General features: G+C 66.1%; 12 protein-coding genes and 2 tRNA genes. 13 read left to right on the top strand and 1 reads right to left on the bottom strand.

From position 1 onward, the window contains the following. The 10 genes from DIE16_RS35830 to DIE16_RS35785 form a co-directional block, all read left to right on the top strand. The coding region (locus DIE16_RS35830) for a COX aromatic rich motif-containing protein (RefSeq protein ID WP_185735554.1) at positions 1–220 on the top strand (220 nt) is incomplete at its 5' end. A 3-nt stretch (positions 221–223) separates the two neighbouring features. Further along, positions 224–2,230 (top strand): cytochrome o ubiquinol oxidase subunit I, encoded by a 2,007-nt coding sequence (gene cyoB / locus DIE16_RS35825; protein WP_044847969.1) that lies wholly within the window; start codon positions 224–226, stop codon positions 2,228–2,230. Next, complete coding sequence (cyoC, locus tag DIE16_RS35820; RefSeq protein WP_124488277.1) at positions 2,230–2,838, top strand: cytochrome o ubiquinol oxidase subunit III; 609 nt, start codon at positions 2,230–2,232, stop codon at positions 2,836–2,838. The genes cyoB and cyoC overlap by 1 nt, the downstream gene beginning before the upstream one ends. Then, positions 2,839–3,171, top strand: coding sequence for a cytochrome o ubiquinol oxidase subunit IV (gene cyoD / locus DIE16_RS35815; protein ID WP_011352504.1), 333 nt, complete (start codon positions 2,839–2,841; stop codon positions 3,169–3,171). A 321-nt stretch (positions 3,172–3,492) separates the two neighbouring features. Beyond that, positions 3,493–3,849 (top strand): hypothetical protein, encoded by a 357-nt coding sequence (locus DIE16_RS35810; RefSeq protein ID WP_044848002.1) that lies wholly within the window; start codon positions 3,493–3,495, stop codon positions 3,847–3,849. 215 nt (positions 3,850–4,064) lie between these two features. Continuing rightward, a complete protein-coding gene (locus DIE16_RS35805) occupies positions 4,065–5,948 on the top strand; it encodes an extracellular solute-binding protein (RefSeq protein WP_124894402.1) in 1,884 nt (627 codons plus the stop codon). 52 nt (positions 5,949–6,000) lie between these two features. After that, positions 6,001–7,044: a microcin C ABC transporter permease YejB gene (locus tag DIE16_RS35800; RefSeq protein WP_124488275.1), complete on the top strand. Its 1,044-nt coding sequence runs from the start codon at positions 6,001–6,003 to the stop codon at positions 7,042–7,044. 75 nt (positions 7,045–7,119) lie between these two features. Continuing rightward, positions 7,120–8,217, top strand: coding sequence for an ABC transporter permease (locus DIE16_RS35795; protein ID WP_124488274.1), 1,098 nt, complete (start codon positions 7,120–7,122; stop codon positions 8,215–8,217). Continuing rightward, positions 8,214–9,836: an ABC transporter ATP-binding protein gene (locus DIE16_RS35790; protein ID WP_124488273.1), complete on the top strand. Its 1,623-nt coding sequence runs from the start codon at positions 8,214–8,216 to the stop codon at positions 9,834–9,836. The genes DIE16_RS35795 and DIE16_RS35790 overlap by 4 nt, the downstream gene beginning before the upstream one ends. 128 nt (positions 9,837–9,964) lie before the next feature. Beyond that, entirely contained in the window at positions 9,965–10,639 is a 675-nt protein-coding gene (locus tag DIE16_RS35785; RefSeq protein WP_044847963.1) for a C40 family peptidase, read from the top strand. 151 nt (positions 10,640–10,790) lie between these two features. On the opposite strand, the gene DIE16_RS35780 is transcribed toward DIE16_RS35785, so the two are convergent. After that, entirely contained in the window at positions 10,791–11,717 is a 927-nt protein-coding gene (locus DIE16_RS35780) for a patatin-like phospholipase family protein (protein ID WP_044847962.1), read from the bottom strand. Between the two features lie 280 nt (positions 11,718–11,997). On the opposite strand from DIE16_RS35780, the gene gltX reads away from it, so the two are divergent. The 3 genes from gltX (at position 11,998) to DIE16_RS35765 (ending at position 13,828) form a co-directional block, all read left to right on the top strand. Next, the gene (gene gltX / locus DIE16_RS35775) at positions 11,998–13,407 is read left to right on the top strand and encodes a glutamate--tRNA ligase (RefSeq protein WP_124488272.1); all 1,410 of its coding nucleotides are present in this window, start codon (positions 11,998–12,000) and stop codon (positions 13,405–13,407) included. Positions 13,408–13,535: 128 nt separating this feature from the next. After that, positions 13,536–13,611 (top strand) — tRNA-Ala (locus tag DIE16_RS35770). Between the two features lie 141 nt (positions 13,612–13,752). Then, positions 13,753–13,828 (top strand) — tRNA-Glu (locus DIE16_RS35765).

Genomic DNA, 13,828 nt, shown 5'->3' with positions numbered 1-13,828 from the left:
CGAGCCGCGCGAGCAGTTCGATGCGTGGGTGCGGAAGGTGAAGGCGTCGTCCGACCGGCTCGACATGACCGCGTACGGCACGGTCGCGCAGCCGAGCGAGAAGGCGCCCGTGCGCTACTTCTCGTCGGTCGATCCGCGGCTCTTCCACAACATCATCGCGAAATACAACGATGGCCACGTCCTCGATCTGAAGGACGCCGCCTGCGGCACGAAGGGGTAACGCATGTTCGGCAAACTCACACTGGCGGCGATCCCGTTCGATCAGCCCATCATCATGGTGGCAGGCGCCTTCATGGGGCTGGTCGTGCTGGGCATTCTCGCCGCACTGACGATCACCGGCCGCTGGAAGTGGCTGTGGACGGAATGGCTGACGACGGTCGACCACAAGAAACTCGGCGTGATGTACATCATCGTCGCGCTGATCATGCTGCTGCGCGGCTTCGCCGACGCGATCATGATGCGCATGCAGCTTGCGCTCGCGTACAACGCGCCCGGCTACTTGCCGCCGCACCACTATGACCAGATCTTCACGGCACACGGCGTGATCATGATCTTCTTCATGGCGATGGTGTTCATGGTCGGCCTGATGAACCTCGTCGTGCCGCTGCAGATCGGCGCGCGCGACGTCGCGTTCCCGTTCATCAACTCGCTCTCGTTCTGGATGACGGCGGTCAGCGCGATCCTGATCAACATCTCGCTCGTGATCGGCGAGTTCGCGCAGACCGGCTGGCTCGCGTATCCGCCGCTGTCGGAGCTGCAGTTCAGCCCGGGGGTAGGGGTCGACTATTACCTGTGGGCGCTGCAGATTTCGGGTGTCGGCACGCTGCTGACCGGCGTGAACTTCTTCGTGACGATCATCAAGATGCGCGCGCCGGGCATGACGCTGATGAAGATGCCGGTGTTCACGTGGACGGCCCTCTGCACGAACGTGCTGATCATGGCGTCGTTCCCGATCCTGACCGCGACGCTCGCGCTGCTCGGCCTCGACCGCTACCTCGGCATGCACTTCTTCACGAACGAAGCCGGCGGCAACGCGATGCTGTACCTGAACCTGATCTGGGCGTGGGGCCATCCGGAGGTGTACATCCTGATCCTGCCGGCGTTCGGCATCTTCTCGGAAGTCATCGCGACGTTCTCGAAGAAGCCGCTGTTCGGCTACAAGACGATGGTGTATGCGACCTGCGCGATCATGGTGCTGTCGTTCCTCGTGTGGCTGCATCACTTCTTCACGATGGGCTCCGGTGCGAACGTGAACGCGTTCTTCGGCATCATGACGATGATCATCGCGATCCCGACCGGCGTGAAGGTGTTCAACTGGCTGTTTACGATGTACCGCGGCCGGATCGAATTCACGACGCCGGTGCTGTGGACGATCGGCTTCATGGTCACGTTCACGCTCGGCGGCATGACCGGCGTGATGATGGCGATCCCGGGCGCGGACTTCGTGCTGCACAACAGCCTGTTCCTGATCGCGCACTTCCACAACGTGATCATCGGCGGCGTGCTGTTCGGCTATCTCGCGGGCTTCAACTACTGGTTCCCGAAGGCGTTCGGCTTCAAGCTGAACGAGAAGCTCGGCAAGGCTGCGTTCTGGTTCTGGCAGGTCGGCTTCTACGTCGCGTTCGTGCCGCTCTACGTGCTCGGCTTCATGGGCATGACGCGGCGCCTGAACCACTACGACAATCCGGCGTGGCATCCGTGGCTGCTGGTCGCCGCGTTCGGCGCCGTGCTGATCGCGATCGGCATCGCGTGCCAGCTGCTGCAACTGGTGGTCAGTATCCGCAACCGCAACCTGCCGGCATATCGCGACACCACGGGCGACCCGTGGGGCGGCCGCACGCTGGAATGGGCGACCTCGTCGCCGCCGGCCGAGTACAACTTCGCGGTGATCCCGCAGGTGCGCACGCTCGACGCGTACGCCGACATGAAGGCACGCGGCGACGGCCGGCCGAACCCGGCGGCGATCCGCGACATCCACATGCCGTCGAATACGTGCGCGGGTCTCGTGGTCGCGGTCTTCAGCCTGGTGCTGGGCTTCGCGCTGGTGTGGCACATCTGGTGGATGGCGATCGGCGGCCTGGTCGGCATCGTCGCGACGCTCGTGGTCTACAGCTCGCGTGACAACGACGGCTACTACATCCCGGCGTCGAAGGTGCGCAGGATCGAAGAGAAGCAACCGGCGGCGCGCGTGGCCACGCGTGTCGACGACGTGGAACTGGAGGCCAACTGATGTTGCAGAAAACCCTGAGCGCAACCCTGCTCGAGCACGACGACCATCCGCCGTCGCACTCGGTGTTCGGCTTCTGGCTGTACCTGATGACCGACTGCGTGATCTTCGCGGCGCTGTTCGCGACGTTCGCGGTGCTCGGCAACCAGTACGCGGGCGGTCCGACCGCGAAGGACCTGTTCGACATTCCGGGCGTCGCGGTGGAAACCGCCGCGCTGCTGCTGTCGAGCATCACCTACGGCTTCGCGATGCTGGCCGCGTACAAGCAGCGGCGCGGCGCGCTGCTCGCGTGGCTCGCGGTGACATTCGTGCTCGGCGCGGCGTTCCTCGCGATGGAGCTGCGCGAGTTCTCGCACCTGATCGCGGAAGGCGCGGGCCCGCAGCGCAGCGCGTTCCTGTCGGCGTTCTTCACGCTGGTCGGCACGCACGGGCTGCACGTGACGGCCGGCCTCGTGTGGATGATCGTGCTCGCCGGGCAGGTCGTGCTGCGCGGCGGCGACCTGACCGATCGCGACCTGCGGCGTCTGACGTGCCTGAGCCTCTTCTGGCATTTCCTCGACATCGTGTGGATCTGCGTGTTTTCCTTTGTCTATCTCGCGAGCGTGATCTAAATGGCCCATTCGCATTCGTCGCAACTCGAAGAAGGGCACGGCAGCGTCGGCGGCTATGTCGCCGGTTTCATCCTGTCGGTGCTGCTCACGGCCGCGTCGTTCGGCCTCGTGATGGGCGGCGTGCTGTCGCCGCACGCATCGCTGATCGCGCTCGCCGTGCTCGCATTCGTGCAGATCGTCGTGCACCTCGTGTACTTCCTGCACATGAACGGTTCGTCCGGCCAACGCTGGAACGTGATGGCGTTCAGCTACACCGTGCTGACGGCGGCGATCCTGATCGTCGGCACGCTGTGGGTGATGCACAACGTCAGCATGAACATGATGTCGCGCTGAGCCCAGAGCGGCTGAGCGGCATCGCGGCGCAGCGGACGATCTCCATGCGCATTCATGCATCAAAGGCGGCACGCGAGTGCCGCCTTTGTCATTGTGGCCGCGCGGTGTGCGTGGCGTCGCTCGGCGCGGACGCGGGCCAGGATGAAAGATGTTTCAGGAAACGGCGGAACGGACATCGCGGCAGCGCGTCAATTGTTACAAGACGTTAGCGGACGCTTCCACGTGCGATGCAGCGCATCAGTTCTTACAAACTTGAAATATGCGGAGACTGTGCGTGCCGTTATAGTCGAATCACACATGAAACAACTCGAAGAGGAATCCATGAAGACTTTGCGTATTGCCTCGCTCTTGACCGGTATGACGGCCTTGCTCGTGTCGGGCGCAGCAATGGCGGGAGTCAATGTCGGGATCAACGTCGGCGTGCCGGCCCCGGTCTACGTCGCCCCCGCGCCCGTGTATGCGCCGCCGCCTCCGCCGGTCGTCTACCAGCCGGCGCCCGTGTATGCGCCGGCGCCCGTCTACGCGCCGGCCCCGGCGATCGTGATCGGCTGGCACGGCGATCGCTACTGGGACGGCCGCCGCTACTGGGGCCGCGACGAGTGGTATCGCCATCATGGCCGCGGCTGGCACGGCGATCGCGGTCACTGGGACAACGGCCGTCACAACGGCTGGCGCTGATCGATCTGCGGCGCACGCGCGATGCGTGCGCGCCCTCGAAGGAAAACCGCCCGTGTGAACTGAACACCGGGCGGTTTTTCTTTGCCTGTGCGAGTCGCACGCGGCAGCCGCAACGTGCCGGTGCCATGCGCGAAAACCCGCAAGTTGGCTCGACGTCGAATTGAATGGGTAGAATCGACCCACGTTCCATCCCTCAATCGACCGACAGGGCCTCTATGACGAAGGGTTCGCCCCGGACCGCCGCTACCCGCATCCGCTTCGGCGCCGCGCATGCGGCACGGGCCGCCGGCCGCACGGCGGCAGTATGGACGCTACAGGCGGTACTGGCTGCAACCGCCGCGCACGCGGCCTATGCGATCGCGCAGTACGGCGAGCCGAAATATCCGCCAGGCTTCAGGCATTTCGACTACGTGAACCCCGACGCGCCGAAGGGCGGCACGCTCGTGCTCGCGAACCCGAGCCGGCTCACGTCGTTCGACAAGTTCAATCCGTTCACGATGCGCGGCAACCCCGCACCGGGCATCGACCTGCTGTTCGAGAGCCTCGCGACCGGCAGCATGGACGAACCGGCATCCGCCTACGGGCTGCTCGCCGACGACATCGCGATCGCGCCGGACCGCCGCTCGGTCACGTTTCACCTGAACCCGCGCGCGCGCTTTTCGAACGGCGATCCGGTCACGGCTGACGACGTCAGGTTTTCGTTCGACACGCTGAAGAGCAAGCAGGCCGCACCGCAGTTCGGCGCGTATTTCGCCGAGATCGCGAAGGCGGTGGTGGTCGATCGCGCGACCGTGCGTTTCGAGTTCCGCAGCACGAACCGCGAGCTGCCGCTGATCGCCGGCGGCGTGCCGGTGTTCTCGCGCAAGTGGGGGCTGCGCGCGGACGGTTCGCGGATTCCGTTCGACCAGCTCGCGTTCGAGCAGCCGATCGGCAGCGGCCCGTACCTGATCGAGCGCTACGACAACGGCCGCACGATTACCTATCGGCGCAATCCCGCGTACTGGGGCGCCGACCTGCCGGTGCGGGTCGGCACCGACAACTTCGAGCGGATCGTCTACAAGCTCTATGGCGACGGCGTCGCGCGGCTCGAGGCGTTCAAGGCCGGCGAGTACGACGTGCTGGTCGAATACATCGCGCGCAACTGGACGCGGCGCGACGTCGGCAAGCGCTTCGACAGCGGCGAGCTCGTCAAGCGCGAGTTCCGCCAGCACAACGGCGCGGGCATGCAGGGCTTCTTCATGAACCTGCGCCGGCCGCTGTTTCGCGACGTGCGCGTGCGCCAGGCGCTCGATCTCGCGTTCGACTTCGAATGGCTGAACCGCCAGTTGTTCTATAGCGCGTACACGCGCCTCGACAGCTATTTCGCCGATACCGACCTGCAGGCGACCGGTACGCCGGGCCCGGGCGAACTGAAGCTGCTGGAGCCGTTGCGCACGCAACTCGACCCGGCCGTGTTCGGCCCGATGGTCACGCAGCCGAACACGAACCCGCCGGGCTCGCTGCGCGCGAACCTGCTGAAGGCGCGCGCGCTGCTCGCGCAGGCCGGCTGGACCTACCGCGACGGCGCGTTGCGCAATGCGCAGGGCGAGCCGTTCACGTTCGAGATCCTCGACGATTCGGGCGCGGCGATGGAAGGCGTCGTGACCGCCTACCAGCGCAATCTCGCGAAGCTCGGTATCGACGCGCGTTTTCGCACGGCCGATTACGCGCTGCTGCAGAAGCGCCTCGACGCGTTCGACTACGACATGACGACGGTTCGCCTGCCGGGTGTGCAGGTGCCGGGCGCCGAGCAGTTCTCGCGCTACGGCAGCAAGTTCGCGGACGAGCCGGGCTCCGACAACATCATCGGCCTGAAGTCGCCGGCCGTCGACGCGCTGCTGCATGCGCTCGGCGCCGCGCAGACGCGCGAGGACCTGCTCGACGCGACGCATGCGCTCGACCGCGTGCTGATGCACGGCTATTACGCCGTTCCGCAGTGGTACAGCACCACGCACCGGATCGCATACAAGCGCACGCTCGGCTATCCGCAAACGCTGCCGCTGTACTATTCGGCCGAGGGCTGGGTCGTATCGACCTGGTGGGCCAAGCCCGATCACTGAAGCCTGCCGGCCCTTCGTTCAACCCAGCCTATCGATCGCGAGTCGACGCCCTATGTGGAGCTACATCCTCAAACGCCTGCTGCTGATGATCCCGACGCTCGTCGGCGTGCTCACGCTCACGTTCGCGGTGATCCAGTTCGTGCCGGGCGGCCCGGTCGAACAGGCCGTGCAGGAACTGCGCAAGGGCGCGACGGAGCAGGGCGCGGCGCCGTTCGGAATGCGCGCGCACACCGGCGTCGACGCGCAGCAGCTCGCACAGCTCAAGGCGCTGTACGGCTTCGACAAGCCGCCGCTCGAGCGTTACTGGCTGATGCTGAAGCGTTTCGCGCGCTTCGATCTCGGCGACAGCTACTTCCGCCACCAGAGCGTGTGGTCGCTGGTCGTGCAGAAGCTGCCGGTGTCGATCAGCATCGGGCTGTGGACGTTCTTCGTCACCTACCTGATCTCCGTGCCGCTCGGCATCGCGAAGGCCGTGCGCAACGGCTCGCCGTTCGATGTCGCGACGAGCCTCGTCGTGCTGGTCGGCTATGCGATTCCGGGCTTCGTGCTCGGCGTGCTGCTGCTCGTGCTGTTCGGCGGCGGCTCGTTCTGGCAGCTGTTCCCGCTGCGCGGGCTCACGTCGGACAACTTTTCCCAGCTGTCGCTCGCCGGCAAGGTGCTCGATTATCTGTGGCACATCGCGCTGCCGATCACGGCGTCGGTCGTCGGCAGCTTCGCGGTCATCACGATGCTCACGAAGAACGCGTTCCTCGACGAAATCCGCAAGCAATACGTGCTGACCGCGCGCGCGAAAGGGCTCGCCGAGCGCACCGTGCTGTGGAAGCACGTGTTCCGCAACGCGATGCTGCCGCTGATCGTCGGGTTTCCGGCCGCGTTCATCGGCGCGTTCTTCACGGGCAGCCTGCTGATCGAGACGCTGTTCTCGCTCGACGGCCTCGGGCTCTTGTCGTACGAGTCGGTCGTGCGGCGCGACTATCCGGTCGTGCTCGGCACGCTGTACCTGTTCACGCTGATCGGGCTCGCGACCAAGCTGATCTCGGACCTCTGCTATGTGTGGGTCGACCCGCGCATTCAATTCGACAACCTGGAGCGCTGACATGAAACCGTCCGCCAGCACGCCACTCGCCGGCGCGCCTGTCCGCCTGCCCGCGCTCGCCGGGCGAGGTGCGCGATGAACCGGGCCGTCGTGTCGTCCCGCATCGACGCGGCCCGTGCGCGCGTGTCGCCGTCGCCCGCGCGCCGCGTCTGGCAGCGCTTTCGCCAGCAGCGCCTCGGCTACTGGAGCTTCGTGATCTTCGTCGTCGCGTTCGCCGCGAGCCTCGCGGCGCCGCTGTGGTCGAACGACAAGCCGCTCGTCGTGCGCTACGACGGCCAGACCTATTTCCCGATGTTCCATGCGTATCCGGAGACGACCTTCGGCGGCGACTTCCCGACGCCGGCCGACTATCTCGATCCGTACGTCCGCAAGCGGCTCGAGGCGCCGGGCAACTTCGTCGTGTATCCGCCGAACCGCTATTACTACGACACGCTGAACTATTTCTCGAGCGTGCCGAACCCGGCGCCGCCGTCGCGTGCGAACTGGCTCGGCACCGACGCGCAGGGGCGCGACCTGCTCGCGCGGCTCGTGTACGGGTTCCGCGTGTCGGTCGAGTTCGGGCTGGTCCTGACCGCGATCGGCACGCTGCTCGGGATCGCCGCGGGCGCCGTGCAGGGCTTCTTCGGCGGGCGCATCGACATCGTCGGGCAGCGGCTGATCGAGATCTGGAGTTCGCTGCCCGAGCTGTACCTGCTGATCATCTTCGCGTCGATCTTCGAGCCGAGCTTCCTGCTGCTGATCGTGCTGCTGTCGCTGTTCGGCTGGATCGGCCTGGCCGACTACGTGCGTGCCGAATTCCTGCGCAACCGCACGCAGGACTACGTGCGCGCGGCCCGCGCGATGGGGCTCACGAACTGGCAGATCATCTGGCGCCACGTGCTGCCGAACAGCATGACGCCCGTGATCACGTTCCTGCCGTTCCGGATGAGCGGCGCGATCCTCGCGCTCACGAGCCTCGACTTCCTCGGGCTCGGCGTGCCGCCGCCGACGCCGAGCCTCGGCGAGCTGCTCGCGCAGGGCAAGGGCAACCTCGACGCATGGTGGATCTCGCTGTCGACGTTCGGCGTGCTGGTCGCGACGCTGCTGCTGCTGACCTTCATGGGCGACGCGCTGCGCAACGCGCTCGACACGCGGATCGCCGACTCGGTGCGCGCGGCAGGAGGCCAGCGATGAGCAGCACGGTCGTATCGAACGCGGGTGAGCCGCTGCTGTCGCTCGAACATCTGCAGGTGCGCTTCGGCGACACGGTGGCCGTCGACGACGTGACGCTCGCGATCGGCCGCGGCGAGCGCGTCGCGCTCGTCGGGGAGTCGGGATCGGGCAAGAGCGTGACCGCGCTGTCGATCCTGCGGCTGCTGCGCGACGCCGACGTGAGCGGCACGATCCGCTTCGCCGGGCATGACCTCGCCGGCAAGAGCGAACGCGAGATGCGCGGGCTGCGCGGCTCGGACATCGCGATGATCTTCCAGGAGCCGATGACGGCGCTCAACCCGCTGTACACGATCGGCACGCAGATCGGCGAGACGATCGTGCTGCACGACGGCGTGACGGCGGTGGAGGCGCGCAAGCGCGCGATCGCGCTGCTTGCGCGTACCGGCATCGCGGAGCCGGAGCGGCGCGTCGACAGTTACCCGCACCAGTTGTCGGGCGGCCAGCGGCAGCGCGCGATGATCGCGATGGCGCTCGCCTGCCGGCCGCGCCTCCTGCTCGCGGACGAACCGACCACGGCGCTCGACGTGACGATCCGCGCGCAGATCGTCGACCTGCTGCTCGAGCTGCAGCGCGAGGAGGCGGAAAAGCGCGGGATGGCGATCCTGCTGATCACGCACGACCTGAACCTCGTACGGCACTTCGCCGAGCGGGTCGCGGTGATGGAGCGCGGCAAGCTGGTCGAAAGCGGGCCGGTCGAGCGGATCTTCGCGGAGCCGGAGCATCCGTATACGCAGCGGCTGCTGAACAGCCGGCCGCAGCGCGCGGTCGCGCCGGTGATGCCGATCGCGCCCGTCGTGCTCGATGCGCGCCACGTCAGCGTGCAGTTCGCGCGCAAGCGGCCGGGCTTCGCAGGCTGGTTCGGCACGACGCCCGTGACGGCGGTCGCGGACGTGTCCGTGTCGGTGCGGCAGGGCGAGACGCTCGGGATCGTCGGCGAATCCGGCTCCGGGAAGTCGACCCTCGCGATGGCGCTGCTCGGGCTGCAAAGGACGGCCCACGGCGAGATCGAATTCCAGGGGCGTGCGCTGTCGACCTATCGCGGCCGCGAACAGACCGCGCTGCGCTCGAACATGCAGGTCGTCTTTCAGGATCCCTTCAGTTCACTGTCGCCGCGTCACACGATCGAGCGGATCGTCGGCGAGGGGCTCGAACTGCATCGCCCGGAACTCACGCCGGACGCGCGGCGCGCGAAGTCGCTGGCCGTGCTGCGCGAAGTCGGCCTCGACCGCACGGTGCTGCATCGCTATCCGCACGAATTCTCGGGCGGGCAGCGCCAGCGGATCGCGATCGCGCGTGCGCTCGTGCTGGAGCCGCGCATCCTGATCCTCGACGAACCGACGTCCGCGCTCGACGTGTCGATCCAGCAGCAGGTGCTGAAGCTGCTCGCGAATTTGCAACAGAAATACAACCTCGGCTATGTATTCATCAGCCACGACCTGGAGGTGATCGGCGCGATGGCGCACCGGGTCGCGGTGATGCAGGACGGGGCGATCGTCGAGTCCGGCGACGTGGCCGATATCTTCACGAAACCGTCACATCCTTACACACAAAAGCTGTTGAAAGCGGTCTGGAAAGCGTGATAGGCGTCCAATGGTCTGACTATCTCGATTGTATTTTTTAATTTGTTTTGACAAACGATTACGCGCTGGCTAGTATCGACCGAAATTTTCCGCCAATCAGCTGATTTTTAAGCACATTCCATCGACCAATGCAGCATCGATCCCTGACCCAGGCATGCGCGCGTACCCTCGCCGGGCTGTTTATCGGCGCCCTGTTCGCAGCAGCTCCCGGCGCGTTCGCCGACGAAGTCAGCAGTTTTAACCAGAATGTCACGAATTCGACTCAAATCGGGTCGAGCTCCTCCCCCCAGCAGACCAATGCCCAGTCGTCGAGCGGCGGCGCGAAGTCGTTTCTTGCCGGCATGGCGGGCAAGGCAGGCGACGTCGTCGTCGGTGCGCTGAACATGATCGGCGTGCGTTACCGCTGGGGCGGCAACTCGCCGGATTCCGGCCTCGACTGCAGCGGGTTCGTGCGCTACGTGTTCCAGGACACGCTCGGCATGTCGCTGCCGCGTCGCGCCGAAGAGATGAGCCGCGTCGGCGAGAAGGTCAGCATGAGCAACCTGAAGCCGGGCGACCTCGTGTTCTTCAACACGATGCGCCGTACGTTCTCGCACGTCGGCATCTATATCGGCGACAACAAGTTCGTGCATTCGCCGTCGACGGGCAGCACGATTCGCGTCGACGATCTCGATAGCGGCTACTGGGAAAAGCGTTTCACCGGTGCGCGCCGGCTCGAGTCGGAGTTCCCGATGAAGGCCGACGACCTGCGCCAGCGCGTGCGTGCCACGATCGGCGACGACGCGGCGAACGGCAGCAACTGACCGACGCTCGCCGGCGAACCGCCGGATCCAAAAAACCCTGTCACTGGAAGGCGGCAGGGTTTTTTGTTTTGGGGCGTGCGCAAGCGGCTGGTGGCGGTGCCATCGTCGGTGGCGCGCTCGCTGTCGTGCGCCGCGCGCCGCGATGCGCCGCTTATGCCGCCGCGACGCCGCGGGCCGCCGCGAGCTTGCGCTGCAGCTCGGGCATGACGCGCGCGACGGCTTCCTCGCCCGCGAGGATCGCCGCGTTGCGCTGGTTGAAGTCGCTGCCGCCCATCGCTGCGAGGTTCGGGCGGATCACGACATCCGCGTATTTGTCGAGCTCGTAGGTCTTGATCGTCTGGCCCATGATCGTGAAGGTCTGCAGCAGCATCTCGATCGGGTTGTTGGTCGCCGCGCCGTCCGGCCGCGACGAGATGTCGACCGCGATCACGAAGCTCGCGCCCATCTTGCGCGCGAACGACGCGGGCACCGGGCTCACGAGGCCGCCGTCGACATATTCGCGGTTGCCGATCTTCACGGGCTCGAACACCGACGGCACGCTGCACGACGCGCGCACCGCGAGCCCCGTATTGCCCTGCTGGAACAGGATCGGCTGGCCGTTCTGCAGGTCCGTCGCGACGATGCCGAGCGGCTTCGCCATCTTTTCGATCGGCCGGTTGTTGAGCGTCTTGTTCAGGAAGTTCTGCAGCGCCACGCCCTGCAGCAGCCCGCGCGAGCGGAACGGCAGCGCCCAGTCGCTGATCGCCGCCTGATCCATGTCGAGTGCGATCTTGTTGATCTGCAGCCCGCTCATCCCGGCGGCATAGAGCGCCCCGACCACCGAGCCCGCGCTCGTGCCCGCGACGATCTCGACCGGGATGCCGCGCGCCTCGAGCGCCTTCAGCACGCCGATGTGCGAAAAGCCGCGGGCGGCGCCGCCGCCGAGCGCGATGCCGATCTTCACGGGTTTCTCGCGCGACTGCGCGGGATTCGCGGCGTTGTCGGGGCGGGACTTGTCGCCGAACGACGTGCAGGCGGCGAGGCTGGCGGATGCGCAAGCGATCGTGAAGTGACGGCGCGACAGGCGAGGGGACGACATCGAATGGTTCTCCGGCGGCTTGGCGGCGGGCCGTGCGGCCCGCGGCGGCGATAGGTTCCGAGCGGCCGCGCGGCACAAACCGCGCGGCCGGCGCGGCGCCGGCTGGCGGCCGCGGCGCGCACATCATAAAGCAAGCGGCGCGCTTGGCGCGAAGGGCGGCGCGAGTATAATTCCGGCTTCTTTCCCGTTCCGGGCGCGGCCGGCCCCAGTGCTGTCCGGGCTGTCGCCGTCGATCCCGCGTCGAATCATTCATGCGCCCCAGGCGTTCGAGTTACCGTTTATGACCCGTCCTGTCCGTACCCGCTTCGCGCCGAGTCCCACCGGCTTCATCCACCTCGGCAACATCCGCTCCGCGCTCTATCCGTGGGCGTTCGCGCGCAAGATGAAAGGCACGTTCGTGCTGCGTATCGAGGATACCGACGTCGAGCGTTCGTCGCAGGAAGCCGTCGACGCGATCCTCGAGGGGATGCAGTGGCTCGGCCTGGATTTCGACGAAGGCCCGATCTACCAGATGCAGCGGATGGACCGCTACCGCGCGGTGCTCGCGCAGATGCTCGAGCAGGGCCTCGCGTACCCGTGCTACATGTCGGCCGAGGAGCTCGACGCGCTGCGCGAACGCCAGCGCGAGGCCGGCCTCAAGCCGCGCTACGACGGCACGTGGCGTCCGGAGCCGGGCAAGGTGCTGCCCGAGCCGCCGGCCGGCGTGAAGCCGGTGCTGCGGTTCCGCAACCCGCTGACCGGCACGGTCGTGTGGGACGACGCGGTGAAGGGCCGGGTCGAGATCTCGAACGAGGAGCTCGACGACCTCGTGATCGCGCGTCCGGACGGCACGCCGATCTACAACTTCTGCGTGGTCGTGGACGACATGGACATGAACATCACGCACGTGATCCGTGGCGACGACCACGTGAACAACACGCCGCGCCAGATCAACATCCTGCGCGCGCTCGGCGGCGAGCCGCCCGTCTACGCGCACCTGCCGACCGTGCTGAACGAGCAGGGCGAGAAGATGAGCAAGCGGCATGGTGCGATGAGCGTGATGGCGTACCGCGACGCCGGCTTCCTGCCGGAGGCCGTCGTCAACTACCTGGCGCGCCTCGGCTGGTCGCACGGCGACGCGGAGATCTTCTCGCGCGAGCAGTTCGTCGAATGGTTCGACCTCGAGCATCTCGGCAAGTCGCCCGCGCAGTACGACCACAGCAAGCTGAGCTGGCTGAACGCCCATTACATCAAGGAAGCGGACAACGCGCGCCTCGCCGCGCTGGCGAAGCCGTTCCTCGACGCGCTCGGGATCGACGACGCGGCGATCGCGACGGGCCCCGCGCTCGATGCGGTGGTCGGCCTGATGAAGGACCGCGCGACGACGGTCAAGGAGATCGCCGAAGGCGCCGCGATGTTCTACCGCGTGCCGGCGCCGGATGCCGATGCGCTCGCGCAGCACGTGACCGATGCGGTGCGCCCGGCACTGGCCGATCTCGTCGCCGCGCTGAAGGCGGCCGACTGGACGAAGGAAGCGGTGTCCGCCGCGCTGAAGGCGACGCTCGGCGCGCACAAGCTGAAGATGCCGCAGCTCGCGATGCCGGTGCGCCTGCTGGTGGCGGGCACGACGCATACGCCGTCGATCGACGCGGTGCTCGTGCTGTTCGGTCGTGACGTCGTGGTGTCGCGTATCGAGGCCGCGCTGGCCTGAGGTTTGAGCGGATGCGAAGCCGCTCGCGCAGGGTGTCACGGCGGCTTCGCAAAAAATTTCGCTCGAATCGCAAAAAGGGTATTTACAAGTTCAAATTCGGTCCATATAATCTCATTTCTGTTCTGCAAGGGGGTATAGCTCAGCTGGGAGAGCGCTTGCATGGCATGCAAGAGGTCAGCGGTTCGATCCCGCTTACCTCCACCATCAGAGCAGAACGAATTGATTTGCGAAGCAGCGGTAGTAAGTAATAAATGCTTCACAAAATGATTTAAAGCAGTTAGAATTTCGGCCTTCGCTGTTGATGATGAGTGAATAGCGAAAGTCAGACAGATCTGAAAAGATCATGTCCCCTTCGTCTAGAGGCCTAGGACATCACCCTTTCACGGTGAGTACAGGGGTTCGAATCCCCTAGGGGACGCCA

Origin of the sequence: Burkholderia sp. Bp9090, assembly GCF_003857985.1 — a bacterium.
Taxonomy (GTDB): Bacteria; Pseudomonadota; Gammaproteobacteria; order Burkholderiales; family Burkholderiaceae; genus Burkholderia.
Note: the sequence above shows the minus strand (reverse complement) of the source record. Positions and strands in the feature narration are given on the sequence as shown.